Below are 26281 nucleotides of genomic sequence, written 5' to 3'. Positions count from 1 at the left end.
AATAGTTGTTCAGTCCTTGCGGGACGATTTGCATCTTTGACGTGACGAAGCGTTCGGCCGCAGGGCGTGTGGCAGGCGTGTGGGACAGGAAGCGCGCCATGGTCTATCGGCGGACGCATCAAGTGGTTAAGCGCCTTGCGGCGCGGCGCAGCGCGATTCTGGCGGCGGCGCGGGAGACGGCGGCGGAAGGCGGGATGGCGGCGGTGCAGATCGCGCCGGTCGCGGTTCGCGCCAATGTCGCGGCGGGAACGGTCTACCGCTATTTCCCCTCCAAGGCCGAGCTGATCTCTGAACTCATTGCCGAGGTCTCGCGTGACGAGCTCGCGGCGATCCGGCGGGCGGCCGATGCCGCGCCGGGGCCGTCCTCGGCCCTGGCCGCGGCCGTGACGACGGTGGCGGTCCACACCCTGTCGCAGCGCCGGCTGGCCTGGGGCATTCTCGCCGAGCCCGTCGATGTGGATGTCAGCGCCTCGCGTCTTGCCAGCCGGCGAGAGATCGCGGGCGAGATGGCGGGGCGGATCGACGCTGCGGTGCGTGCCGGACATCTGCCGGCTCAGGATACCGCGCTTGCCGCCACCGCTTTGCTCGGTGCGCTGCATGAGGCCCTGGTCGGGCCGCTCGCGCCCGACAATCTCGATGATCCCGTCAAGATGCGCGATGCGGTGCAAACCGTGACGCTGCTGGCGTTGCGCGCGGTCGGCGTCATGGACGCCCGTGCCCGCGGTCTGGTGGTGCAGCAGACGCTGTTGCCGGCGACGAAGGCGCTGGTGGGGGCGTAAAGATCGCCACGCCGCCGATGCGAAAGGCGCTCAGGTCATTGCCCGAGCGCTTCTTTCTTTAAAACCCACGCACGCTCGCCGACGACGCCGGCTACCGTGCATGGGGTTGTTTTCGACATTTTAGTTTTGGCTGCGTGAAGCAGACCTACATGTCCGCATCGCCCTCGGGGCCGACCGAGGCAATGCGCACCATGTTGGTGGTGCCGGGAATGCCGAGCGGCACGCCGGCGACGATGAGCACGCGCTGGCCGGCACGGACAAAACCGTCACGGAACGCGATCTGGCCGGCACGGCTGACCATGTCGTCCTGGTCGCGGGCATCTTCAGCGACCACGCAATGCACGCCCCAGGTAACGGCGAGCCGCCGTCCTGCGGTGATGTTCGGCGTGATCGCCACGATCGGCGGCTTCGGCCGTTCGCGCGCCACCCGCACGGCGGTGGAGCCCGACGAGGTCCAGCAGATCAGCGCTGGCAGGTCGAGCGTCTCGGCGATCTGCCGCGCCGCGTCCGCGATGGCATCGCCCGCGGTCGCTTCCGGTGCCGGGCGCTGCGCCGTGATCACGGAGCGATAGATCGGGTCGCGCTCGACCTCTTCGCCGATGCGGTTCATGGTCGAGACCGCCTCGACCGGGAATTTGCCGGCCGCCGATTCCGCCGACAGCATGATGGCGTCGGCGCCCTCATAGACCGCGGTGGCGACGTCGGAGACTTCGGCGCGGGTCGGCACCGGCGACTGGATCATCGATTCTAGCATCTGGGTCGCGATCACCACCGGCTTGCCGGCGCGGCGCGCCATCCGCGTCATTTGCTTCTGCAGGCTCGGCACGCGCTCCAGCGGCAGCTCGACGCCGAGGTCGCCGCGCGCCACCATCAGCGCGTCGGAGGCCTCGATGATGTCGGCGAGGCGGTCGATCGCCTGGGGCTTCTCGATCTTGGCCATCACGGCGGCGCGGCCGCGGATCATCTTCTTGGCTTCGAGCACGTCGTCGGCGCGCTGCACGAAGGACAGCGCGATCCAGTCGACGCCGGTGACGAGCGCGGCTTCGAGGTCGGCGCGATCCTTCGGCGTCATGGCGGAGACCGGCAAATCGGTGTCGGGCAGGCTGACGCCCTTGCGGTCGCTCATCTTGCCGCCGACCACGACGCGCGTCACCGCGTGCTCCTTGGAGGTCTCCTCCGCGATCAGCCGCACCTTGCCGTCGTCGAGCAGCAGCGCGTGGCCGGGCCTGAGCGCGGCGAGGATCTCGGGATGCGGCAGCTGCACGCGCGTGGCGTCGCCGGGCGTCTTGTTGGAATCGAGCGTGAAGGTCTGGCCGTTCTGGAGCTGCACCGAGCCCTCGGCGAAGGCTCCCAGCCGAAGCTTCGGTCCCTGCAGGTCGACCAGGATGCCGATCGGCCGGCCGTAGCTCGACTCGACATTGCGGATCGTCGCTACCAGCTCCCGCATTTTGTCATGCGGCGTGTGGCTCATGTTGATGCGGAACAGGTCGGCGCCGGCCTCGAACAGGCGGCGGATCATCGCGAGGTCTGAAGAGGCCGGTCCCAGGGTCGCGAGAATCTTGATACGGCGAAGACGCCTCATGGCTTGCTTCCAGACGGGGGCGGGGCTGGCGGGAGGCCAGGCGCGGCGGGGGGCGTACCACCGGGCGGGCCATTGGGCAAACCCGGAACTCCGCCCGGACCGACCGGACCAGGCAGGCCAGGAACGCGCTGCTGCGCCGGCTGTTCATTGGCGTCGGTCAGTTGCACCGTCCACGCTCGCTGCTCGCCGGTATCGACCTCGAAATAGCCGGTCCGGTCGTAGCCGCGCGCGAGGCAATCCTCGGTGCCGCGGATGGTGAACTCCTTGTCGCGCGAGCACATGAAGGCCTGCCCCGACCATTCGCCGCCGCGATCATAGTCGATCGCGTAGATGTAATAGTAACGGGCGACCAGCGTTCCCCGCAGCAGGGTCTCGCAGGAGCGCGAGGAGATGTTCCACCAGCCTTCGGTGGTCCAGCCCTCGGCATCCTTGTAGCCGAGCGCAATGCCGACCCGGCTCGAGGTGTTGTTGCAGAGCCTGAAATCGGCGGAAGCCGGGCTGGCGAAAAGGCACAGCCAAGCGACGACCAGCACCGGGACCAACCGGGCGAGCAGGCGAAGCGGGGTGCGGGGAGATTCGGCAATCATTGTCGCGGTAGCTATACCAGATCATTGACGATTTGGCGTAGGGCCGGGGAACCACCCCGAAAAGGTCGGCGGCGGCGGTTTCGGTCGGTTTGCGCCGGGATATGGCAAAATCTGTGACAGAGCCCACCTGATCCCGTAAGGGTGACCTCCATCGGGTCAGGCTCACGGGATATCAAGGGATACAGCCATGGCAATCGACGACAAAACCAGAACCGAGCTCGAGGCGGCCGCTTTCCGGCGTCTGGTCGATCATCTCAAGACCCGGACCGACGTCCAGAACATCGATCTGATGAATCTGGCGGGCTTCTGCCGCAACTGCCTGTCCAACTGGCTCAAGGAAGCCGCCGACGCGCAAGGCGCCGCCTTGAGCAAGGACGAGAGCCGGGAGGCCGTGTACGGCATGCCCTACGAGACCTGGAAGTCGAAATACCAGGGCACGGCCACGCCCGAGCAGATCGAGACGATGAAGAAGGTCCATCCCCACGGTCACGGGCACTGAGCGGCCGCACGCGCCACGCCCCCCGAGTCGCACCACACAACAGCTTTCTTCGTCCCGCCGCAGGAAGGTGTGGGCGCGCTGTGGACGAGCGCGATGCTGCCTTGAACGCAGTCGGCACCAACCCTAAGGGTTCTAGCCAGCACGCGCGGTGAGGATGCCGGCGTCACCTCGTTTTGCCAGTTCCATTTGGAGTACCAAGATGGCCACCACCGCCGCCGTCCGCGACGACGAGCCCGCGACGAAATTTGCCAAGGACCAGCTCAAATCCATCATCGAGCGCATCGAGCGGCTGGAGGAAGAGAAGAAGGCGATCTCCGACGACATTCGTGACGTCTATGCCGAGAGCAAGGGCAATGGCTACGACGTCAAGGCGCTGCGCACCATCGTGCGCCTGCGCAAGCAGGATCCCAACGAGCGCGCCGAGGCCGAGACCATTCTCGAGACCTACATGCAGGCGCTGGGAATGCTCTGAGGCAATTGGGCCTCTCGCACAGCTGCCGTAGCCCGGACGAAGCGCAGCGACATCCGGGTTCTTGCAGCCTGCCTCGTACTCCCGGATTACGCTTGCGCTCCATCCGGGCTACAAAGCCGGTGTGTTCGTCAGTGAACGGAGACGCCGGTGACTGCACCGAAGCCGCCGCGGGAGGTCAGCCGTGCGATCGACGCCCTACCGGCGCCGATCGGCAAGCGGCTGCTCCAGGTGCGCGACCTGATCTTCGCGGCCGCTGCGGCACATGACGACGTTGGCAAGCTCACCGAAACGCTGAAATGGGGTGAGCCCGCCTATCTGACCGACGAGACCGGCAGCGGCTCGACGATCCGGCTCGGACGTCTGAAGGATTCCGACCACGCCGCCGTCCTGTTCAATTGCAAGACGACCCTGGTCGACGAATTTCGCGAGCGCTTTCCCGATCAGTTCGAATACCGGCAGACGCGGGCATTGCTGGTGCCGGTGACGGGCAGGCTGCCGAAGCAGGAGCTATCGGTCTGCCTGTCCCTGGCGCTGACCTATCATCGGGATCGGCGAGGCAGGAAGGCGAAGTAGCCGTAGCCCGGATGAGCGAAGCGATATCCGGGATGTCTTTCGCGCGCGGCTTTCCCGGATGTCGCTTCGCTCGTCCGGGCTACGAGACTGGGTTTGTCGAAGCTGTCAACGCAGCGCAGCGGTGCGGACCACGAACGACGTCGTCTGGAGCTTTGCGGTCGCGCTGCCCGAGAAACTGTCGCAGGACAGGCCCTGCATCGGATCGTCGGCAAAACCCATCGCGACCACGGCTTGCGGCTTGACGAAATAGCCGCGCAGCGCCGTCGTATCGAGCTCGCCCATCAGCGTCACCGACATCGCGCGGCTGGCGCTCGGCGACAGCATCACGATCTTGAGCCAGATGCTCTCGCCCTTGGCGGCGGAGAGGCGGGTCGCGGTCGCCACCATGCCGTCGATGCTCTTGCCGACCACCGTGTTGATCTCGGTCGCCTGGGCAAGGTTGCGCGACGCGGGGCGGGCGGAACGCGGGATCGGCGCCGAGGCCGCGACGACATTGGCGCGGTCGACCGGCGAGGCGGCCGGCGCGAAAGCCAGCGCCTGAAGCGCCGAATGGGACACGCTCGCGGTGGGTTGCGGATCGGTGGCGGCGGCGAGGGCCTGGCGGGCCTTCAGCGCGGCGACCTGCGCCGGCGTCGCCTGCTGCGGTGCGGTCGGGGCATCATCCCAGAAACCGCGGGCGTTGATGATGTCGGCCGGCGTCTCCGGCTTGCCGTCGCCAGATTTGCCTGACGGGGCCTTGTCGGCGACCGGCGCGGGCTTCGGCTTGGGCGGCGCAACGAGCTGCGCATCGGCCGAGGCAAGCTGGATCGCATTGGCGATCTGCGGTTTCGCGCGCGGCGTCGGAACGGGTTCGGCGGGCTTGGCGGCGGCTGCGACGACGGTCGGTGCCGCCGGCTTTGCGGCCGGCGCCGGCGCGCCCTCGTCGTCCTCGTCGCTGCTGGCGGCCGGAGCTGCCGACTTGCCCTTGAATAGCGCCGCGAAGAAGTTCGGCTTGCTGCTGCCGGCGTCGTCGCCATTGCCGCGACGCTCGATCTCGGCCTTGGCGAGCTCATAGCCCTTCAGCGGATTGCCGTCGGTCGGCAGATGCACCGTCTTGCCATCAGGGAAGACGCGGGCGAGCTGGTCATGCGTCATGCGCGGCCAGTGCCGGATGCTGCCGGTGTCCAGATGCACGAAGGGCGAGCCGGAGGTCGGATAGAAGCCGACGCCGCCGCGCTGCATGCGCAGGCCGGCGAAGCGGATCTGCTCCAGCGGAATGCCCGGAATGTAGAAGTCCATCGCATGCCCCAGCATGTGTTGGCTGAAGCGCGCCACCCCGGAGGAGCGGCGGCGGAGCATCGCGTTGGTGGCGGGGGAGCGATAGGAGGAGATGATCTGGATCGGCTGCTTGCCGTCGACGTCGCGATAGACTTCCCAGATGATGTCGAACAGGCGGCGGTCCATGACCGTCTCGTCCTGGGTGCGCCAGTCGCGCAGGAAATGGTTGAGCTGCTTCAGCGCCGCTTCGTCGTAGCGCCCGTCGCGCTTGAAGGTGACGGTGAGGTCTTCGCCGGAATGGGTGTGATGGAAGGAGAGCGTCTTGGTCTCGCTCAGCGCGGCGGCGTTATGAACCGAGCCTGCGCCGGCAAGCAGCAATGCGGCAGTGAGGCCGATCCGCGAACCGGCCTTCACTCCCGCATGGGACAACGACAGCACAACGAATTGGCGTGCGAGACCAGTCAGCACGTTTGAGCCCACCCAGTCGACGAGCGTTCAAAATGGACTCTCCCGCCAACCCCGTTAGCGCGCGAAAGAGGATGAACGCTTTCTTAAAGCGAGAAGGTTAATTCGAGGTTGACCTTCCCGCCCCCAAACCAAGTCAGAATACAATCCTAACCGGCTGAGTGTGGCAAAAAAACGCCCATAGCCTGCGGACAGGTGGACAATGGTTAACGTTAAACGGCCCCATCCGAGGAATGGGGCCGTTGTTATCATTGAAGAATTCGAAAATCTGGCCTGCTCGGAGCTTACCGGGTGAACACCCGCTGCTGCTGAGGCCGGCGGCCGACCGGAGCCGGCGGCGGGGTTGGGGACCCGCCTCCGAACAGCCGCTCGAAGAAGTTCGGGCCGGAGGAGCCGAAGCCGCCGCCATTGTTGGCCACCGCGACGCCGGAGGGCAGGGTCGTGGCCGGACGCGAATAGCTCGGCTGCGAGTGCGCAACGACGGCCTCGAGATCCTTGCCGCGGTTGTTCTTCAGAATGTTGATCATGGTCGCGTCGCGGCCATAGACGTCCTTGCGGAATTGCAGCTTGCCGGCGTCGTCGACGAAGGCCGTCTGGTAGGTGATGTTGACCGGGACCGGCGTCGGGAATTTCAGGTCGACCTCGCTCTTGCCGTACATGCCGCGCACGCGCTCGGGCGTGTACTTGTCGTTCGGCATGGCGATGTTGAGCAGTACCGAGGCGTACTGATCCGGATACTGCACGCGCATGCAGCCATGGCTGAAGGCGCGCTCGTCCCTGGCGAACAGGTTCTTGTCCGGCGTGTCGTGCTGATAGACCAGGAACTTGTTCGGGAAGTTGAAGCGGATGCGGCCGAGCGCGTTGGCTTCACCGGGGGGCTGCGAGATGTGCACCGAGCCGTCGCGGTTCTGTTCGAGCTTGAGGCCCATGCGCTGCAGCACGGTCGGATCCTGCTGAAGCGCCGGCAGGTACTCGTTGTAGACGATCGACGGCGGCACGTTCCAGGTCGGGTTGACCGTGATGTACTTCATCGTCTCGGTCAGCAGCGGCGTTGCATGCGTGCCCGGCTTGCCGGTGACGACGCGGGTGGTCCAGACCTGCTGGCCGCGCTGCATCACCTTCAGCGTGTAGTCGGGAATGTTGAGGATCACATAGGCATCGCCCAGCGCGGGCGCGCCGAGATCGCGCGGCAGCCAGCGCCAGCGCTCCATGTTGACCAGCACGACGTCGATCTGCTTGTCGCGCTTGGGCGTGTTGAGCGCCTTGACCGTCTTGTCGTCGAGAATGCCGGTCGGCTTCATCTCGGCGCCGTTCTGGAATTTGCGTACGGCTTCGGCGACGGCCGCGTCGTAACGGGTGTCGTTCGCGTTCTCGGCGAGGCCGAGCTTGGCGCGCAGCTGCGGCACGCGCGAATCTTCCACGACCACTTCAGCCTGCTTCTTGGTCGCGGGCGTGTACTTCAGCGACGGACCGTCGGCGATGTCGATCACCGGGCCGCTGCCCTGGCCGCGGAGCTCCGCAAGCTTCGCCCTCAGCTCCTTGTAGAGCTTGTGCGGCGGGTTGTAGCTGTCGAGCGCGGCGGACGCGTCCGTTGCGGTGGTGACCTTCGTCAGTACCTCGCTCGGGTCGACCGGATGCTCGGGATAGAGGATGTCGCCAGAGACCTGCGACCAATGCATGCGGCCGCTCTGGGCCTGGCGCGCATAGTCGAACATGCTGGCGGTGAGCTTGAGTTCGGCGTCGGCCAGCGCATCGGGCGTGGTGGCGCTGGCGAAGTCCGGCACCGGATAGTCGGCGGCATTGAGGCCCTCGGAGCCCGCATCCTTCAGCCGTGCGATGACGCCCTTGGCGGCGGCGGTCAGGCTGCCGGCCTGCGTCCAGACCGGCGCGAAGTCGCGTGCGCCATAGAACTTCTCGATCGCCGCGCGCTCGTTCTTGCGGTCGAAATGGCGCGAAGCCTTCGCGCCGATGATGTCCTTGAGCTTGTCGGCGACCGGCTGGTCGGCGGCGGGAACGTTGCTCGCGGCCTTGACCGGCTCGGCAGCCGGAGCTGCAGCCGTGGCGGGTGCGGCAGGTGCAGCCGACGGTGCCGTCGCGGTGTCGGCCTTGGCGGGCTCAGTCTTTGCAGACTCGGTTTTGGCGGTCTCGCTCTTCGGCGCCTCGGTGGCGGGCGTCGTGGCGAGGTCGGACGGCTTGCTCTCGACCTTGTCCGGGGCAGGTGCGGCGTCGGCCTTCATGGGCTCCTTCGCCGGCTCCTTGGCGGAGTCCTGAACGGTGGCGGTGGTGTCGAGCTTGATGTCGGATGCGGTCGGGGGCGGGACGTTGGCCGGTTCGGGACGCGGGATCGCGGCTTCGATCGCGAGTTCGGCAGCGCTGCTGCGCGCCTGATCCTGCGCCAGGGCCGAGCTGGCCGACACCGTGAGGAAGGTTGCCGCGACCGTCATCAAGACACGGTCGAAGCCCGCACGGTGGTTCAAACAGTCACGCATTGTGTCGCACCCCTTGGGTGAACTGTCCCTCATGGAACAGCTTTCGTTATCGCCTATGAGCTTCGGCTAAACCGCGCCGGCCTCTCGAAAGTTGCACGCCTGCACGCAACGATTCTGACGCAGACGATATACAGGCCCCGATTTTGCAGCCAGCGCTAACCGGGGCAACTCACGCCAAACTGACTTCAAGGGAGCCGCTTGGCAACGGATTGTGCGCTTGCCCCGCGCGCTTTTCCCTGTGTCTGTCACTTCCAAGTCACGGTTCAAGGCGCGGTCGATTCCGTCGTCATGCGAACGGCTTACAGCCGGTCTGGCATCGCCCCGCGAACCTCCGTTCGCATGAGGCTCAGTGCGTCTCCTCGCCGCTTTTCCCGCCATGCCCGGGAACCCCGGCTTCGTCGAGTTTGCGGTAGAGGGTGGACCGGCCGATTTTGAGGCGGCGGGCCACCTCGGACATTTGGCCGCGATAGTGCGAGATCGCGAAGCGGATGATCTCGTTCTCCATGTCGTCGAGGGGACGGACGTCCCCGGTCGGCGTCAGCATGGCCAGAGTTCCCGCGGCGGGAAGCGGCACGATCGGTATTTCATTACCCGACACCATCGAAGGGGTCGCCGCCGGCTCGAGCATCAGCGGGGCGGTCGGAATTTCGGTGACGGAGTTGGGCTGCGAGGCCAGCAGCGGGAAATCGTTGAGGCCGAGCTGGTCGCCGTCGCTCATCACCACGGCGCGGTAGACCGCGTTCTCGAGCTGGCGGATGTTGCCGGGCCAGTCGAGCTGGGCGAGATGAGCCATGGCCTCGCCACTGATGCCGGTGATCTGGCGGTTCTCCTCGGCGGCAAAGCGCACGAGGAAGTGCCGCAGCAGATGCGGGACGTCCTCGCGCCGGGCCCGCAGCGAGGGGATCGTCAGAGGCAGCACGTGCAGGCGATAGAACAAGTCTTCGCGGAAGTGTCCCTGCTTCACCCGCTCCAGCAGCTTGCGATTGGTGGCCGAGACGATGCGGACGTCAACCTTGACCGGCTTGCGGCCGCCCACCGCCTCGACGGCGCCTTCCTGGAGCGCGCGCAGCAGCTTGACCTGCGCGGTCAGCGGCAGCTCGCTCACCTCGTCCAGAAACAGCGTGCCGCCATGGGCCTCGACGAACTTGCCCATGTGCCGCTCGGTGGCGCCGGTGAAAGCACCCTTTTCGTGGCCGAACAGAATGGACTCGACGAGATTGTCGGGGATCGCGCCGCAATTGACCGCGACGAAAGGCTTCGTCTTGCGCTCGCCGCTGCCATGGATGGCGCGCGCGAACATTTCCTTGCCGACGCCGGACTCGCCCTCGATCAACACGGGGATCGCGGAGTTCGCGGCCTTCTGCGCGGCGCGCATGACCGGGCCCATGGCTTCGGCGCGGGTGATGATATCGGAGAAGGTCAGCCGCCCCTCGCGGCTGTGCCGGATGCGCTGCAATTCGCCCTTGAGCGCAGAGGCGTTGAGGGCGTTGCGAAGCGAGACCTGCAGCCGCTCCACCCCGACCGGCTTGACGACGAAATCGGCCGCGCCGGCGCGCATCGCCGAGATGACGTTGTCGATGCCGCCATGGGCGGTCTGCACGATGACGGGGACGCTGAGGCCTGCTTCGCGGATTTTCGCCAGCACACCCATACCGTCGAGACCGGGCATGACGAGATCGAGGATGACTGCGTCGATGGCCGGTGCGTCGGGGGCGGTGAGGGTGGCAATCGCCGCGTCGCCAGAGTCCACGACGACCGTCTCATAGCCGCATTTCTGCACCATGTTCTCGACCAGCCGGCGGGCTACGGCATCGTCGTCGGCGATCAAAATACTGGCAGCCATGGTGCTCCCCGCACGCTACTACTATCTGTCTCGAATCGGGTCACTCTGGCCGAAGCCGATTAACGCACTCTTAAACCTTGATGCCCCCGCCCGCCGCCGCGATTGTTGAACACAGGTTTCCCACACAATGACTTCGCGATCCAAGAACGCTCTTGAAAAGCACGCTCTCCGCAAGCCTGCCGCCAAAACATCTGCCGCCAAAACGTCTGCCGTCAAGAAATCCGCCGCCAGGAAATCGGTCGTCAAGAAACTCGTGGCCAAGGCAAAGCCCTCCAAGACGTCGCTCGCAAAGCCTGCGAGCAAGACAGGCAAGCTTCCCGAGTGGAACCTTGCCGATCTCTATTCCGGGATCGACGCGCCGGAAGTGACGCGCGATCTCGACAAGATGAATGCCGACTGCGTCGCGTTCGAGACCGACTACAAGGGCAAGCTCGCGACAGGAACAGCAAACGAAGATGGCGGAAAATGGCTCGCGGGAGCCGTGCGACGCTATGAGGCGATCGACGATCTCGCCGGACGTCTCGGCTCCTACGCCGGCCTCGTCCATGCAGGCGACAGCGTGGACCCTGCGATTTCAAAGTTTTACGGCGATGTGTCGGAGCGGCTGACGGCGGCTTCGACGCATCTTCTGTTCTTCGCGCTCGAGCTCAATCGCGTCGATGACGATATTTTGAACCGCGCGATGCAGGCGCCCGAGCTCGCGCACTATCGTCCGTGGATCGAGGATCTGCGCAAGGAGAAGCCGTACCAGCTCGACGACAAGCTCGAGCAGCTTTTCCTGGAGAAGTCGCAGACCGGCTATTCCGCCTTCAACCGTCTGTTCGACCAGACCATCTCCGGCCTGCGCTTCAAGGTCGGGTCCAAGGAACTGGCGATCGAACCGACGCTCAACTTCCTGCAGGACCGCGACGGCGCCAAGCGCAAGGCGGCGGCGGAAGCACTGGCAAAGACGTTCAAGGCCAATGAACGTACGTTCGCACTGATCACCAACACGCTCGCCAAGGACAAGGACATTTCCGACCGCTGGCGCGGCTTTCAGGACGTCGCGGATTCGCGGCACCTCAACAACCGCGTCGAGCGCGAAGTCGTGGATGCGCTGGTCGCCTCGGTGCGCGCGGCCTATCCAAAACTGTCGCATCGCTATTACGCGCTGAAGGCGAAGTGGTTCGGCAAGAAGCGGCTCGCCTATTGGGACCGCAACGCGCCGCTGCCGTTTGCCGCGACCGACGTCATCGGCTGGCCCGATGCGCGCAACATGGTTCTGACGGCCTATCGCGGCTTCTCGCCAGGAATGGCCGATATCGCCGAGCGCTTCTTCACCGATCGCTGGATCGACGCGCCGGTGCGGCCGGGCAAGGCGCCGGGTGCGTTCTCGCATCCGACGACGCCATCGGCACACCCTTACGTGCTGATGAACTACCAGGGCAAGCCGCGCGACGTGATGACGCTCGCCCACGAGCTCGGCCACGGCGTGCATCAGGTGCTGGCGGCGAAGAACGGCGCGCTGATGGCGCCGACGCCGCTGACGCTGGCGGAGACCGCCAGTGTGTTCGGCGAGATGCTGACCTTCCGCCGGCTGCTGGCGCAGACCAAGAGCGCCAAGCAGCGCCAGGCGCTGCTCGCCGGCAAGGTCGAGGACATGATCAACACCGTGGTGCGGCAGATCGCGTTCTATTCCTTCGAGCGCGCGGTTCACACCGAGCGCAAGAACGGCGAGCTCACCGCGACGCGGCTCGGCGAGATCTGGCTGTCGGTGCAGGGCGAAAGCCTCGGGCCGGCGATCGAGATCAAGGCGGGCTACGAGAACTACTGGATGTACATCCCGCACTTCATCCACTCGCCGTTCTACGTCTACGCCTATGCCTTCGGCGATTGTCTCGTGAACTCGCTCTATGCCGTCTACGAGAACGCGGCCGAGGGCTTTGCCGAGCGCTATCTCGACATGCTCGCCGCCGGCGGCACCAAGCATTATTCCGAGCTGCTGCGCCCGTTCGGGCTCGATGCCAAGGATCCCAAGTTCTGGGACGGCGGCCTCTCGGTCATCGCCGGCATGATCGACGAGCTGGAGGCGATGGGCTGAGCGCCACCGCTTTGAGCTAGCCTCTCGCGTTGGGGCTGCGGCCGAGGCTGTTTTGCCCCGCCGCAGGTTCGTTGACGTCAACGAAGCCGAGCATCGCACCAAGCCGGCCGGTCGCCGGCTTGCCGAAGCCGACCGCGCCCTCGAAGCTTGCCGGATTGCGAAAGGTGCCGAGCAGCATGTCCCAGACCGGCAGGTCGCCGTAATTGTAGGCGTGCACGTCGCGCTGGTGATGGATGCAATGCGCCTCCGGCCGCTGGATGATGAAGCCGAGCCATTGCGGCGTGCGCACATTCATGTGCTGGAAATAGCCGTAGAAGGCGGCGATGTAGCCTGTCGCGGCCGCCGCGACCGGATCGAGCCCGAGTACCAGCGTCGTCACCACGGACGCGATCGCAAAGAATGCGATCGTCTCCAGCGGATGGAAAAGCGCCGCGCCCGACATGTCCATGCGTTGCGGGCTGTGATGGATCTGGTGGAACATGCGCCACATCAGGGGAAACGTGTGCGCGCTGCGGTGCCAGACGTAATTGACCAGTGACAGCACTACATATCCCAGCGCAGCACCGCCGGCGACACCAAGGCCGCTGAGGTCGATCAGCCTATGCCGCTCGAGCCAGGCTTCCGGGATCAGCAGCGGAGTGAGCGTCGCCAGCAGGCCCTGAGCCGTCAGGAAGCAGAACCCCCTGAGCCGCCAATAGGGAATTTCGGGAAACTGCCGCGCCGGGATCAGGCGCTCGATGGCCAGCATAACGAGATAGGTCACGGGCACTAGCAGGCCAAACAGATCGATCGCCGACATCGCTGCAACTCCAACCTTACGGTGTAAGTTGATTCCACGATACTGCCTTGCGGTGTAAGGTTGCAAGCGGTTTCGATTCGGATGTCATGACCAGAAAAGCCAGAGCGGGCCGGAAAGCCTCGACTGCGCCACGGCGGCGCTCCGCGACGCGTGACGGGGGCAGGGCGCTGTCCCGCGAGCGGATCGCGGCCGCCGCGATGGCGCTGGTCGACCGCGACGGACTGGCCAAGCTCTCGACGCGCCGGCTCGGCGAGGTGCTCGGCTGCGAGGCGATGAGCATCTATCATCACTTCCCGAGCAAGGCGCATCTGATGGATGCGCTCGTCGACCTGATGCTCGCGGATGCGCGCGTGGTGATGCAGCCGCAATGGGACTGGCGCGAGCGCCTGCGCCGCGCCGCCCACGGCTTTCGCGCCATGGCGCTCAAGCACCCGGCCTTCTTTCCGTTCTTCGCCGTGCACCGGCTCAACACGCCCGCTGGCGTCGCCTATATCGACGGCATCATCGGCATCCTGCGCGAGGCCGGTTTTTCCGATCGCGAGGCTGCGATCTATTTTCGGGAGCTCGGCTACTACCTCACGGGTGCCGCGCTCGACGAGACCGCGGGCTACGCCCGCGGGCCCTCATCTGCGGAACCAGTCTCCAACGAAACGATCGCCGCGAGCTTCAGCCATCTGGCGGCGGCCGCGCCGTATTTTCAGCCCGCGCATTTCGACGCGACCTTCGAGACCGGTCTCGAGATCCTGCTCGCCGGCATTGAACGTTCGGGGCCGCGGCGAGACTAACCGTGTAGATACTTGATCTATTTCTTCAACTCTCGATTGTTGATCGCCCATTGCCGTCCGGGAGGTCATGATGCCCGATCAGGGACAAGTCCCGGAACCCGGAGCACGGAACGCTGCAGCCTTCGACGAGGAAACGCCCTGGTGCGAGAAGCACCAGCAGATCGTGCGCGACGAGATCGAGGCGATCAACACCCGCCGCGAGCCGGCACGGCGGATCGATCCCGACGGCATAGACGCCTGCCAGATGCTCGACGTGATTGGGCTCGCTCTGTCCGGCGGCGGCATCCGCTCCTCGGCCATGTGCCTCGGCGTGCTCCAGGCCTTGAACCACCACGATCTGATCGGCCGGATCGACTATCTCTCCACCGTGTCGGGCGGCGGCTACATCGGCACCTCGCTCAGCTCGACCATGACGGTGACCGGTCGTTTCGTGTTCGGCCAGCGGCCAGCCGGCGCGACCGTCACCGCCAGCGAGATCAGCGATACGCCGTCGGTCGGCCATATCAGGAATTACTCCAACTACCTCGTCCCGGCCGGCTTCCGCGACCTCCTGACGGGTATCGCGATCGTGGCGCGCGGCCTGATCGCCAATATCGGGCTGACGCTGCCGGTCGTGCTGCTGGTCGCTGCCGTCACCATCTGGTCGACCCCGCTGCGGAGCTGCCTGACGGTCGCAAACTTCTTCGGCGTCGATCTCGCCGACGGCGCGCTGCCGCAATGTGAGCTGCACCATTTCGGCTGGATCGCGGATCGCTACGGCTTCGCGGCGATCGGCACTATCTTTTCGCTGGTGCTGCTCGCCGGCGCGGGAATTGCCTATCTGTTCGCGCGCGCCGAGCGCGGCATGGGGCCGACGATCTTCCTCACTTATGCTGCGGCCATCGCGTTCCTGCTCGGCATCGCCTGCGACTTCGCCCGCATCCTGCAGATCAAGCATTTCGCGCTGACGCTTGCGACCGGGATCATCGGGGTCGCTCTGTTCTTCGTCTGGGCGCTCAAGCAATCATTGGCGAGCCCGGAAAAGCGCCAGGAGTTTCGTTCGCACTGGCCGACCGCGGGCGCGACCTTCCTGGTGCTGCTTGCGGTGATCGCCTTCTTCGAGTTCCAGCCCTTCATGCTGTCGCAGATGTTCGATGTCGTCGACAGCAACGCGATCGGCGGGCCGGTCGGCGGTGTCGCCGTCACCTGGATCAAGGCACTCGCCGCGATTGCCGCGCCGATCGGCGTGTTCGTCACGGCCTTCAGGCAGCAATTCGCCGAGTTCCTCAAGGGCAATAGCGTCTCCTCGCAATGGGGCTCGCTGGTGCTCGCGATTGCGGCCAAGGTCGCGCTGTGGATCGCGGGTCTGGCGCTGCCGCTGATCATCTGGGTCGCCTACCTCTATTTGTCCTATTGGGGCATCGCCAACGATCCGCTCGAGAAATGTCAGGCGCCTTTGGCCGCCATCGGGCAGAGGAGTTGTCTTGCCGCCAACAAAGCGACCGTGGCGGCATCGGGCAATCTGGCAGGCAAAATCGCGTTCGACGCGGGCGCGGGCACCTTTACGGCCGAGATCACCCCACAGCCTGCGGCGCCGACGGCGACGATGGAGTGGCTGACGCCGGTCTCACACGTGCCGGCCTGGCTCAGATTTGCAGCGAGCAACGTCGCACGGCAATTCCACTGGGTGGATGCGGGCTCCGGCTATTCGCACAGCCTTCCCCTGGTCATTCTGTATTTCCTCGTCGGCGCGGTGCTGTTTGCGATGTCCTGGTCGTTGACGCCCAACGCCAATTCGTTGCACCGCCTGTATCGCGACCGGTTGAGCAAGGCGTTCCTGTTCGATCCCGGACGTTCGGCCGACGGCAACATCGCGCGCGCCGAGGCGAGCCTCGACCAGGGGCGCGATTTCAAGCCGCTCGATCGGATGAAGCTGAGCGAGCTCTATGCAGCCGGTGACGGCGCCGCGACAGATGGTCAGCCTGCCGCGCCGAAGCTCGGCGCGCCCTATCATCTCATCAACACGGCGCTGAACATTCAGGGCTCCGACTTCGCCAACCGGCGCGGCCGCAATGCCGATTTCTTCGTCTTCTCGCCGCTCTATGTCGGCAGCGAGGCGACGCGCTACGCCAAAACCCCGGCGGTCGAGCGCCTGGAGCAGAGCCTCGACCTCGCCACCGCCATGGCGATCTCGGGGGCGGCGGCGTCGTCGAACATGGGCTCGAACTCGATCAAGGCGCTGACGCCGACGCTCGCGCTGCTCAACGTGCGGCTGGGCTACTGGCTGAACAACCCGCGTTACGTCGAGGCCACGGCCCGGCCGCAGCGCCGCTCCACGCCGCTGTTCCTGTGGTCGGAAATCTCCGGCCGTCTCTACGAGAACAGCGACGGCGTCTATCTTACCGACGGCGGCCACATCGAGAATCTCGGTGTCTACGAGTTGCTGCGCCGGCGCTGCAAGGTGATCATCGCGGTCGATGCCGAAGCCGACGCGCCGATGAACTTTGCCTCGCTGATGAAGCTGCAGCGCTACGCCCGCATCGATCTCGGCGCTCGCATCGATCTGCCCTGGACGCCGATCCGGGACCGCACGCGTGCCATCATGGCGGAGAACGCCGACAGCAAGTCCGCGCCGGCCGTCGCAGCCCCGGACGAGGCGGCGAGGGACCACGTTCACGTCGCGATCGGCGTCATCGACTACGGCGGCGATGACAGGGGGTATCTCGTCTACATCAAGTCCTCGCTCTCCAGCGACGAGAACGACTACATCCGCGACTATGCGCGCCGGAACGACAGCTTTCCCCACGAGACCACCGGCGACCAGTTCTTTTCGGAGGAGCAGTTCGAGGTCTATCGCGCGCTGGGGTTTCACATGACCCACGGCTTCCTGGCCGGCGACCACTCCGTGGCGGTCGGCCCCGGCACGGCGCCGCGCATGGGGCGGTTCACCGAGGCCGGGGAGAAGGCCGTCGACGAGGTGCGCAAGGCGCTCGGCCTGCCGGCGCTTCAGCGGCGGACCGCGGGGCCCGCGACCATGACGACCGATCAGGCCTGAGCGGCGCGCGAGCCCGATTCGCGGCCATTGGAATCCCAAATCACCTGATTTGCCGGAAAACCGCGCCCACCTGCCGTTGCCCTGCCTGAAACTTTGCGGTATCCCAGCCCAAGAATTGAACTTTCGACTGGGGACATTCCATGGCTGATCATAGCGAAGTGGCGTACAGCACCGCCGACGGCAACGACTACGTTGCCCACGAGCAGACCTACGAGGGCTTCATCAAGCTGGTGAAGTACGGCACGGCCTCGGTCGCGCTCATCGTGATCCTGATGGCGATCTTCCTGACCTGACCTGTCGGCAGCTGCACACGCCAGCGGCAGCAGCTGCCCAGAATATTTGCATCCAAGCCGGTGATAAAACCGGTAACGAACGCCGCGGGAGTAAACGCTCAGTTTTGCGCGCGCGCTGTCCCGCGCCGCCGGAGGACCTATGAAGATCGCCGTTGCCAAGGAAATCGATCCGTCGGAGCCGCGTGTCGCCGCTTCGCCCGATACGGTGAAGAAATTCAAGGCGCTGGGCGCCGAGATCGCCGTCGAGCCGGGCGCCGGCATCAAGTCGGGCCTTCCGGATTCCGAATTTACCGCGGTAGGCGCCACGGTCAGCGCGGACGCGCTGAAGGATGCCGACATCATCATCAAGGTGAAGCGCCCCGAGGCGTCGGAGCTGTCGCAGTACAAGCGCGGCGCGCTCGTCATCGCGATCATGGACCCCTATGGCAACGAGGCCGCGCTGAAGACGATCGCCGATGCCGGCGTCTCCGCTTTCGCCATGGAATTGATGCCGCGCATCACCCGCGCGCAGGTGATGGACGTGCTGTCCTCGCAGGCGAACCTGGCCGGATACCGCGCCGTGATCGAGGGCGCCGAAGCCTTCGGCCGCGCCTTCCCGATGATGATGACCGCGGCCGGCACCGTGCCTGCGGCGAAGGTGTTCGTGATGGGCGTCGGCGTCGCCGGCCTCCAGGCGATCGCGACCGCGCGCCGTCTCGGCGCCATCGTGACCGCGACCGACGTGCGTCCCGCGACCAAGGAGCAGGTCGAATCGCTCGGCGCGAAATTCCTCGCCGTCGAGGACGAGGAGTTCAAGAACGCGCAGACCGCCGGCGGCTATGCCAAGGAAATGTCCAAGGAATATCAGGCCAAGCAGGCCGCGCTGACCGCCGAGCACATCAAGAAGCAGGACATCGTCATCACCACCGCGCTGATCCCGGGCCGGCCCGCGCCGAAGCTCGTCTCCGGCGAGATGGTCAAGTCGATGAAGCCGGGTTCGGTGCTGGTCGATCTTGCCGTCGAGCGCGGCGGCAATGTCGAGGGCGCCAGAGCCGGCGAGGTCGTCGATGCCGATGGCATCAAGATCGTCGGCTACACCAATGTCGCCGGCCGCGTTGCGGCCTCGGCCTCCAGTCTCTACGCGCGCAACCTGTTCTCCTTCATCGAGACCATGGTCGACAAGAAAGAGAAGAAGCTCGCCGTCAACTGGGACGACGAACTGGTCAAGGCCACTGCGCTCACCAAAGACGGCGCCGTCATCCATCCGAACTTCCAGCCGAAGGCTTAAGGAGACCCGCCATGGAGCATGCTGCACAGGTCGTCGACCCCTTCATCTTCCGGCTGTCGATCTTCGTCCTCGCCGTTTTCGTCGGCTATTTCGTGGTGTGGTCGGTGACCCCCGCCCTGCACACGCCGCTCATGAGCGTGACCAACGCGATCTCCTCGGTGATCGTGGTCGGCGCGCTGCTCGCGGTCGGCGTCGGCATGGTTTCGAGCGGCTCGGGTTGGGCGCGCGGCTTCGGCTTCGTCGCGCTCATCTTTGCCTGCGTCAACATCTTTGGCGGCTTCCTTGTCACCCAGCGCATGCTGGCGATGTACAAGAAGAAGTCGAAGTAAGCGGCCACCTCGGGCTGAAGGGATAATGGGGACCTGAGATGAGCGCTAACCTCTCTGCATTTTTGTATCTCGTGGCGGGAGTGCTGTTCATCCTGTCGCTGCGAGGGCTGTCGAGCCCGGCTTCGTCGCGCCAGGGTAATCTGTTCGGCATGATCGGCATGGCGATCGCGGTCGCCACCACGCTCGCAAGCCATCCGCCTGCTGACGGCGTGGCGTGGGTGTTGGTCATTCTCGCGGTCGCGATCGGCGGCGGCATCGGCGCGGTGATCGCCCGCCGCGTGCCGATGACCTCGATGCCGGAACTGGTCGCCGCCTTCCACTCGCTGGTCGGCATGGCCGCGGTGCTGGTCGCCGCCGGTGCGTTCTACGCGCCCGAAGCCTTCGACATCGGCACGACCGGCCACATCCACACGCAGAGCCTGGTCGAGATGTCGCTCGGCGTCGCCATCGGCGCGCTGACCTTCACCGGCTCGGTGATCGCGTTCCTGAAGCTGTCCGCGCGGATGAGCGGCGCGCCGATCATCTTGCCTGCCCGCCACATCATCAACATCGCGCTCGCTCTGGCGCTGGTGTTCTTCGTCGTCCGCCTCGTCCTCACCGGCGGCGCGTTCGATTTCTGGATGATCACCATCCTGGCGCTGGCGCTCGGCGTGCTCATGATCATCCCGATCGGCGGCGCCGACATGCCGGTCGTGATCTCGATGCTGAACTCCTACTCCGGCTGGGCCGCGGCCGGCATCGGCTTCACGCTGGGCAATTCAGCGCTGATCATCACCGGTGCGCTGGTCGGCTCGTCGGGTGCGATCCTGTCCTACATCATGTGCCACGCGATGAACCGGTCCTTCATTTCGGTCATCCTCGGCGGCTTCGGCGGCGAGACCGCGGCGGCCGGCGGCGGCACGGGCGAGCAGAAGCCGGCCAAGCTCGGCTCGGCGGACGATGCGGCCTTCATCATGAAGAACGCGCAGAAAGTCATCATCGTGCCCGGCTACGGCATGGCGGTGGCGCAGGCCCAGCATGCGCTGCGCGAAATGGGCGACATCTTGAAGAAGGAAGGCGTCGAGGTGAAATACGCCATTCACCCGGTCGCCGGCCGCATGCCCGGCCACATGAACGTGCTGCTGGCGGAAGCCAACGTGCCCTATGACGAGGTGTTCGAGCTCGAGGACATCAACTCCGAATTCGCGCAGGCCGACATCGCCTTCGTGATCGGCGCCAACGACGTCACCAACCCGGCGGCCGAAGAGGACAAGACCTCGCCGATCTACGGCATGCCCGTGCTCCAGGTCTGGAAGGCCGGCACCGTGATGTTCATCAAGCGCTCGCTGGCCTCGGGCTACGCCGGCATCGACAATCCGCTGTTCTACCGCGACAACACCATGATGCTGCTCGGCGACGCCAAGAAGGTCACCGAGAACATCGTCAAGGCGATGTAGCGCAAACGAGGAAACGGACCGTGGCCATCAACAGAGAATGGCACCGGTCCCATCGCATGCCACCCAAGGCGACGCGCGAGCAGCGCGTCGCATGGCACGCCGCCCACAAGGCGGCGTGCGGCTGTCGCGACATACCCGCGAGCCTCCGGCCCGACGTCATGAAATTGCTGCGGAGCCATCGCAAGCCCTGAGCTTGCACCTGAGGCCGACCGCGCCATGATCACCATCGCCAAATGGACCGTCATTCTGCTTGTAACCGTCTATTGCGCCGGTCTGGTCGTGCTGTATGTGCGCCAGCGCGAGATGCTGTTTCCAATTCCGTCCGTCGGCCGTACTGCGCCGGATGCCGCAGGCTTTCCCGGGGCGGAAGAGCATGTCCTGAGCGCCTCGGACGGCGAGAAGGTCATCGTCTGGCATGTGCCGGCCAAGCCTGGCCACTCCGTCGTCCTGTTCTTTCCCGGCAATGGCGATTTTCTCGCAGGCCGTGTCGATCGCTTCAAAGGCATCACGGCTGACGGCACCGGCCTCGTCGCGCTGTCCTATCGCGGTTATGCGGGGTCGACCGGCGCGCCGAGCGAGGAGGGGCTGCTGCGCGATGCCGCGGCGGCCTATGCCTTCACCACGGCTCGCTATGCGGCGGAACGGATCGTCGCCTGGGGCTTTTCGCTCGGAACGGGCGTTGCGGTCGCGACTGCCTCCGAACACCCCGTTGGCAAGATGATCCTGGAGGCGCCGTACACCTCGACGGCCGACGTTGCCGCCTCGGCGTTCCGCTTCGTTCCCGTCCGCCTCCTGATGCGGGACCAGTTTCGTTCCGACGAACGGATCGCGCGCGTCACTGTGCCGCTCCTGGTGATGCATGGCACCAATGACCTTGCCATTTCGATCGTGTTCGGGGAGCGTCTGTTCGCGCTCGCGCATGAACCGAAGCAGTTCGTTCGCCTTGCGGGCGGCGGACACGACGATCTCGACTCCTTCGGCGCGATCGAAACGGCGAGGCTCTTCATTGGATCCTAAACGGCTTGTCACTCGGCGCTGGAGCTTGCCCCTCGTCGTGGTTCCAGCACTGTTGCCGCAGCAAGCCTGGGCGGCGGCCGAACTCGATGGCGCCGCGATGCGCTGGCCGCACGCGCTGCCCTTCGCGGGCCTCTTGCTCTCGATCGCGCTCGGGCCGCTGTTGTTTCCGAAATTCTGGCATCACCATTACGGCAAGATCGCCGCATTGTGGGCGCTGCTGGCCCTTGGCTCGCTGGTCGGGCTCGCCGGCGCGATGGCGACGGCCGCCGCGCTGGTGCATGCCTTGCTCACCGAGTATCTCGGCTTCATCGTGCTGCTGTTCGCGCTCTATGTCGTGGCCGGCGGCATTCTCGTCACCGGCGGCATCAAGGGAACGCCGGCGGCCAATGCCGGCATGCTCGCGCTCGGCACCGTCATGGCCAGCATCGTCGGCACGACCGGCGCCGCCATGATCCTGATCCGGCCGCTGATCCGCGCCAACCTGCCGCGGCGCCACAACGCCCATGTCGTGGTGTTTTTCATCATCCTCGTCGCCAATGTCGGCGGCGCGCTCAGTCCGCTCGGCGATCCCCCGCTGTTCGTCGGCTTCCTGCATGGCATCGATTTCTTCTGGACCACGCGGACCATCTGGCTGCAGACCGCGATCGTTGCCGTGTTGCTGCTCGCCATTTTCGTTGTCGTCGACGTCTGGCGTTTCCGCAGCGAGCCGGTGCCGGGCGAGGACGGCCCCCCGGAGCCGGTGCGGATCCGCGGCCTCGTCAATTTGGTGCTGATCGCGGCCATCATCGGCAGCCTGCTGGCCTCGGCGGCGTGGAAGCCCGGCATTGCCTTCGACATTCTCGGCACGAAGATGGAGCTCGAAGACCTCGCCCGCAATTTGGCGCTGCTCGCGATCGCGGCCCTGTCGGTGTGGCTGACGCCGGACGAGCACAGGCAGGCCAATGGCTTCACCTGGGAGCCGATCCGCGAGGTCGCAAAGCTGTTCGCGGGTATCTTCGTCGCCATCATTCCTGTCATCGCCATGCTCAATGCCGGCCATCACGGCGCCTTCGCCTGGTTGTTGTCCGCCGTGACGGCACCGGACGGTACCCCGCGAGAGGTGGCCTATTTCTGGTTCACCGGGCTGATGTCGGCGTTCCTCGACAATGCGCCGACCTATCTGCTGTTCTTCGAACTCGCCGGCGGCAATCCGCAAACGCTGATGCACGAGATGTCTGGCACGCTCGCGTCCATCTCCATGGGCGCGGTCTACATGGGAGCGCTCACCTATATCGGCAATGCGCCGAACTTCATGGTGAGCAGCATCGCCAGCGAGAACGGCATCAGGATGCCGAGCTTCTTCGGCTATTTCGCGCGTGCCGGTGCCGTCCTGATCCCGCTGTTCCTGTTGCTGACGCTTCTGCCGGTCGCACCGATCCTGCGCTGGCATTGAATCTGCCGGCCGATTTGCTACTGCTCGGCTGGATGATTGGAGCCGGTGGATGAGCGCGCATAATTCGATGCCCCGGTCGGCCTGGGTCTTTCCGGCGCTGGCCGTGCTGTTGTTCGCGGCCGTCAGCGCGACGGGCTACGTGTTCACGCTCTCGCTGAGCGGGCTCGTTTTCGCGACCGTGCTGCTGGTGATCCTGTTCGGCACGGTGTTCGCCGCGGTTCACCATGCCGAAGTGATCGCCGAACGGGTCGGCGAACCCTATGGCACGCTGATCCTGACGCTCTCGGTGACCATCATCGAGGTGGCGCTGATCACCACGATCATGCTGGGCGACAAGCCCGCGCCGGAACTGGCGCGCGACACCGTCTTTGCCGTGGTGATGATCGTCTGCAACGGCCTCGTCGGGCTCTGCATCTTCATCGGCGGCCTGCGCTATCGCGAGCAGGGCTTCCAGCTCTCCGGCGCCAACGTCTATCTCAGCGTCCTGTTCGCCCTCGCGACCATCACGCTGATCATGCCGAACTACACCACCACCACGCCGGGACCGGTCTATTCGTCGGTTCAGCTCGGCTTCGTCGACGTGGTCACGCTGGCGCTGTACGGGGTGTTCCTCTACACCCAGACCGTCCTGCACAAGGATTACTTCGTTCACGAGCGGGCGGACGGCGGCAGCGGCGAGGCGCACCTGTCGGGCCGGATGCTGGTGCTCAGCATCGTGCTGCTGCTGATCGCGCTGCTGGCGGTCGTGCTGCTCGCCAAGAAGTTCTCGCTGGTGGTCGATGCCGTGGCGGTCAGGATCGGTGCGCCGCCGGCCTTTACCGGCCTCCTGGTCGCGCTCCTGATCCTGATGCCGGAAGGCGTCGCGGCGGTCTCGGCGGCGCGCAAGAACGACCTGCAGAAGAGCATCAATCTCGCGCTGGGCTCGTCCCTCGCCACCATCGGGTTGACCATCCCGGCCGTCGGCATCGCCACCTATGCCCTCGACAAGGAACTCGAGCTCGGCCTCAACGCCCAGGGCAGCGTGCTTTTGCTCCTGACCTTCTTCCTGAGCATGCTGACCTTCGGCACGGGCAGAACAAACGTCCTGTTCGGGCTGGTCCATATGGTGGTATTTGCCGTCTACGTATTCATGGTTTTCGTGCCCTGACCCGACTTTGCGCTTACGCGGCCCTTCGGGGCCGGATCGCTTCCCAGGAGAGTTCCCGATGCTTGCCGCCACATCCGAAATTCAGGTCGACAACGAGCAGGTCCGGGTGACCGAATGGCGGCTCGGTCCGGGCAGCGCCACCGGCCACCATACCCACGGCATGGACTATGTGATTGTTCCCGTCGCCGCCGGCGAGATGACCATCGTGGCGCCCAACGGCGAGCGGTCCAAGGCGCAGCTCGCGGCCGGCAAATCCTACTTCCGCAAGGCCGGCGTCCAACACGACGTACTTAACGAAACCTCAACCGAGATCGTGTTCCTTGAGATCGAGCTGAAGCCGTAGTGCGCAGGGTACCTTTGCCATCGATCCGTCGCAGTTGATCCCTTACAATGCCCCAAAGTTCCCGCATCTGATCGCGCGGGGAGTGGCCGAGAAATGCTGAAATACCTCGCTAAAATCTCGATGGATATTTTCCCCTCGGTGCTCGCAACGATCATCGGGGCCTACATCGTTAACCACTACATCAACGCCAAGCCGGCGCCGGACACCCCCGCGGCCGTCGTTGCGCCCGCCGAGGCAGGCAAGGACGCCAAGCCGACCGACACCGCCAACCTTCCCGCCCCCGGCGTCAAGGCCAAGGGAATCTCTGAGAAGAGCGTGGCGGACAAGGCTGAGACCAAGCCTTCCGAGACCAAGTCTTCCGAGACCAAGCCTTCCGAGACCAAAGCTGAGGACGTTGCGCCCGCCGAGACCCCCGCGCACGGCCGCCCAGCGGCGCGCGAGAAGGCCGCCGCGAAGTCGACCCCGACAGCCACCGCCCCGGTGGTGGAAGCCAATTCCGCGCCGGCCGGTACGTCGCCCGCTGTGACCCCCGACGCCAACGATCTGGCGCGGGCCGCCATCGAGCGTCTTCGCAAGTCGCCTGAGGGCAAGGCTGCTGAAAAGGCCGCCGAAACCAAAGCTGCTGAGGCCAAAGCCGCTGAAGCCAAGGCTGCGGAAGCCAAGGCTGCCGAAACCAAGCAGGCCGATCGGACCCCGGATCCTGCGGTGCGCGAAGCCACCCGCGTCCCCGAGGCACCGCGCGTCGTCACGACGGAGCCCGCAGGGATCCGTCCGTTGCCGCCGCCGATCACGGTGTCGACGCCCTCGGCCGAGACATATGGCAATGGCGGTTCGTCGCCGTCCTACACGGCCTCGGTCGGCAGCGACGACCCGAATCGAATCACGCCGCCGGCCGACATTCCCGTGCCGATGATCGCTCCGCCGCTCGATCTGCGGGCCGACGCCGGCGCCTCCATGCCCCGGCCGAAGAAGACCAATGTCGCCGACGACGTCTTGTCGGGCATGAAGTCGATGTTCCACTCGGTTCTGCCGAAGGGCGCTACCCCCGATTAAGCCGGCGCCTGCGCCGAACCGTCAGCCGCCGACGCGGGCGAGGCCGCTGCGGGCGGCGTCGTCGCGTGGACGAAGCGAGACAGCCCTGGTGTAGGACGCCGCTGCCTTGGCCTTGTCGCCGAGGCGCTCATAGGCCTGTCCGCGGGTGGTCCAGACCTGTGCGTTGTGCGGATCGACCTCGGAGGCCTCATCCATGTCGGCTGCAGCTTCCTTGACCTTGCCGAGCGCGAGATAGCTGGTGGCACGGCCGAGCAGCGGCTCGACCTTCTGGGGATTGAGCCCGTTTGCCGCGCTGAAATCGGCGATCGCGAAGTCGTGCTGGTTCTTGCTCTGATAGATCACCGCGCGGCCATAGAGCGCCTGGGCGTTGTAGGGATCGAGCCCGACCGCGCGATTGAATTCGTCGAGCGCGGCCGCGGTCTCGCCCGACTTCGCCAGGGATTGGGCCTTTGCGGTGTGAGCCTGAGCCTCGGTGACGTTGGCGGCGCTCACCGCGCTTTCGGCGGGCGCGGCTTCCTTGACGGCTTCCTTGGCAGCCTCCCTGGGGGCTTCCTGCGGCTTATCCTTCTCCGGCGTCAACGATCCCAGATCGAATGAGCAGCCGCACAGCGCCATTCCCATCAAGGCCAGCGCGTACGGCTGCCGCCAGTTCCGGCGTCGCCGCGCCAAGCCGCGCTCGGGGGAAGGGGAGGCCATCTACGGTTCGCTCGCGCTAGAGCA

Annotated in this window: 23 protein-coding genes; 16 read left to right on the top strand and 7 right to left on the bottom strand. The window is 65.6% G+C overall.

Annotated features, from left to right (window positions below):
* Positions 1–98: 98 nt before the first annotated feature.
* A complete protein-coding gene (locus QRQ56_RS31990; RefSeq protein WP_438745354.1) occupies positions 99–779 on the top strand; it encodes a helix-turn-helix domain-containing protein in 681 nt (226 codons plus the stop codon).
* Between the two features lie 145 nt (positions 780–924).
* Here the strand turns inward: QRQ56_RS31990 and pyk are convergent, their stop codons facing one another.
* Both pyk and QRQ56_RS31980 read right to left on the bottom strand, forming a co-directional pair.
* Positions 925–2361 carry a pyruvate kinase gene (gene pyk, locus QRQ56_RS31985; protein WP_438745352.1) on the bottom strand — a complete coding sequence of 479 codons (1437 nt, stop codon included), beginning with the start codon at positions 2359–2361 and terminating at the stop codon, positions 925–927.
* Complete coding sequence (locus QRQ56_RS31980; RefSeq protein ID WP_438745351.1) at positions 2358–2948, bottom strand: DUF1036 domain-containing protein; 591 nt, start codon at positions 2946–2948, stop codon at positions 2358–2360. The genes pyk and QRQ56_RS31980 overlap by 4 nt, the downstream gene beginning before the upstream one ends.
* A gap of 187 nt (positions 2949–3135) precedes the next feature.
* Here QRQ56_RS31980 and QRQ56_RS31975 point away from each other — a divergent pair, with 187 nt between their 5' ends.
* From QRQ56_RS31975 to QRQ56_RS31965, 3 genes are all read left to right on the top strand, one after another.
* Positions 3136–3447, top strand: a complete 312-nt coding sequence (locus tag QRQ56_RS31975; protein ID WP_438745350.1) for a DUF1244 domain-containing protein — start codon at positions 3136–3138, stop codon at positions 3445–3447.
* A gap of 199 nt (positions 3448–3646) precedes the next feature.
* A complete protein-coding gene (locus tag QRQ56_RS31970) occupies positions 3647–3919 on the top strand; it encodes a DUF2312 domain-containing protein (RefSeq protein ID WP_097659825.1) in 273 nt (90 codons plus the stop codon).
* 147 nt (positions 3920–4066) lie between these two features.
* Complete coding sequence (locus QRQ56_RS31965) at positions 4067–4492, top strand: DUF1801 domain-containing protein (RefSeq protein WP_438745349.1); 426 nt, start codon at positions 4067–4069, stop codon at positions 4490–4492.
* A 105-nt stretch (positions 4493–4597) separates the two neighbouring features.
* On the opposite strand, the gene QRQ56_RS31960 is transcribed toward QRQ56_RS31965, so the two are convergent.
* From QRQ56_RS31960 to QRQ56_RS31950, 3 genes are all read right to left on the bottom strand, one after another.
* Positions 4598–6217, bottom strand: coding sequence for a DUF882 domain-containing protein (locus QRQ56_RS31960; protein ID WP_438745348.1), 1620 nt, complete (start codon positions 6215–6217; stop codon positions 4598–4600).
* A gap of 281 nt (positions 6218–6498) precedes the next feature.
* Positions 6499–8703, bottom strand: a complete 2205-nt coding sequence (locus QRQ56_RS31955) for a L,D-transpeptidase family protein (RefSeq protein WP_438745347.1) — start codon at positions 8701–8703, stop codon at positions 6499–6501.
* Positions 8704–9049: 346 nt separating this feature from the next.
* The gene (locus QRQ56_RS31950; protein ID WP_438745346.1) at positions 9050–10546 is read right to left on the bottom strand and encodes a sigma-54-dependent transcriptional regulator; all 1497 of its coding nucleotides are present in this window, start codon (positions 10544–10546) and stop codon (positions 9050–9052) included.
* 127 nt (positions 10547–10673) lie between these two features.
* On the opposite strand from QRQ56_RS31950, the gene QRQ56_RS31945 reads away from it, so the two are divergent.
* Entirely contained in the window at positions 10674–12626 is a 1953-nt protein-coding gene (locus tag QRQ56_RS31945) for a M3 family oligoendopeptidase (RefSeq protein ID WP_438745345.1), read from the top strand.
* Positions 12627–12642: 16 nt separating this feature from the next.
* Here QRQ56_RS31945 and QRQ56_RS31940 read toward each other — a convergent pair whose 3' ends face one another.
* A complete protein-coding gene (locus QRQ56_RS31940) occupies positions 12643–13425 on the bottom strand; it encodes a sterol desaturase family protein (protein ID WP_438745344.1) in 783 nt (260 codons plus the stop codon).
* Between the two features lie 86 nt (positions 13426–13511).
* On the opposite strand from QRQ56_RS31940, the gene QRQ56_RS31935 reads away from it, so the two are divergent.
* The 11 genes from QRQ56_RS31935 to QRQ56_RS31885 all read left to right on the top strand — a co-directional run bounded on the left by QRQ56_RS31935 (position 13512) and on the right by QRQ56_RS31885 (position 25561).
* Complete coding sequence (locus QRQ56_RS31935) at positions 13512–14210, top strand: TetR/AcrR family transcriptional regulator (RefSeq protein ID WP_438745343.1); 699 nt, start codon at positions 13512–13514, stop codon at positions 14208–14210.
* A gap of 70 nt (positions 14211–14280) precedes the next feature.
* The gene (locus tag QRQ56_RS31930; RefSeq protein WP_438745407.1) at positions 14281–17244 is read left to right on the top strand and encodes a cell division protein; all 2964 of its coding nucleotides are present in this window, start codon (positions 14281–14283) and stop codon (positions 17242–17244) included.
* Between the two features lie 140 nt (positions 17245–17384).
* Positions 17385–17537 (top strand): aa3-type cytochrome c oxidase subunit IV, encoded by a 153-nt coding sequence (locus QRQ56_RS31925; RefSeq protein ID WP_018317799.1) that lies wholly within the window; start codon positions 17385–17387, stop codon positions 17535–17537.
* Positions 17538–17676: 139 nt separating this feature from the next.
* Positions 17677–18804 (top strand): Re/Si-specific NAD(P)(+) transhydrogenase subunit alpha, encoded by a 1128-nt coding sequence (locus QRQ56_RS31920; RefSeq protein ID WP_438745342.1) that lies wholly within the window; start codon positions 17677–17679, stop codon positions 18802–18804.
* An 11-nt stretch (positions 18805–18815) separates the two neighbouring features.
* On the top strand, positions 18816–19133 hold the full coding sequence (locus QRQ56_RS31915; protein ID WP_024337650.1) for a proton-translocating transhydrogenase family protein: 318 nt from the start codon (positions 18816–18818) through the stop codon (positions 19131–19133).
* A 38-nt stretch (positions 19134–19171) separates the two neighbouring features.
* Positions 19172–20569, top strand: coding sequence for an NAD(P)(+) transhydrogenase (Re/Si-specific) subunit beta (locus QRQ56_RS31910; protein ID WP_438745341.1), 1398 nt, complete (start codon positions 19172–19174; stop codon positions 20567–20569).
* Between the two features lie 219 nt (positions 20570–20788).
* Positions 20789–21586: an alpha/beta hydrolase gene (locus QRQ56_RS31905; protein WP_438745406.1), complete on the top strand. Its 798-nt coding sequence runs from the start codon at positions 20789–20791 to the stop codon at positions 21584–21586.
* Positions 21587–21683: 97 nt separating this feature from the next.
* On the top strand, positions 21684–23018 hold the full coding sequence (locus tag QRQ56_RS31900; protein ID WP_438745405.1) for a sodium:proton antiporter: 1335 nt from the start codon (positions 21684–21686) through the stop codon (positions 23016–23018).
* A gap of 49 nt (positions 23019–23067) precedes the next feature.
* Positions 23068–24165, top strand: a complete 1098-nt coding sequence (locus QRQ56_RS31895; RefSeq protein WP_438745340.1) for a calcium:proton antiporter — start codon at positions 23068–23070, stop codon at positions 24163–24165.
* A 58-nt stretch (positions 24166–24223) separates the two neighbouring features.
* Positions 24224–24508, top strand: a complete 285-nt coding sequence (locus QRQ56_RS31890) for a cupin domain-containing protein (protein ID WP_438745338.1) — start codon at positions 24224–24226, stop codon at positions 24506–24508.
* A gap of 93 nt (positions 24509–24601) precedes the next feature.
* On the top strand, positions 24602–25561 hold the full coding sequence (locus QRQ56_RS31885; protein WP_438745337.1) for a hypothetical protein: 960 nt from the start codon (positions 24602–24604) through the stop codon (positions 25559–25561).
* Between the two features lie 21 nt (positions 25562–25582).
* Here the strand turns inward: QRQ56_RS31885 and QRQ56_RS31880 are convergent, their stop codons facing one another.
* Positions 25583–26257, bottom strand: a complete 675-nt coding sequence (locus tag QRQ56_RS31880) for a tetratricopeptide repeat protein (RefSeq protein ID WP_438745336.1) — start codon at positions 26255–26257, stop codon at positions 25583–25585.
* Between the last annotated feature and the right edge of the window lie 24 nt (positions 26258–26281).

Origin of the sequence: Bradyrhizobium sp. U531 (assembly GCF_051710265.1) — a bacterium.
Taxonomy (GTDB): Bacteria; Pseudomonadota; Alphaproteobacteria; order Rhizobiales; family Xanthobacteraceae; genus Bradyrhizobium.
The sequence above is the reverse complement of the archived record's forward strand: the minus strand, read 5'-3'. Positions and strand labels throughout refer to the sequence as shown.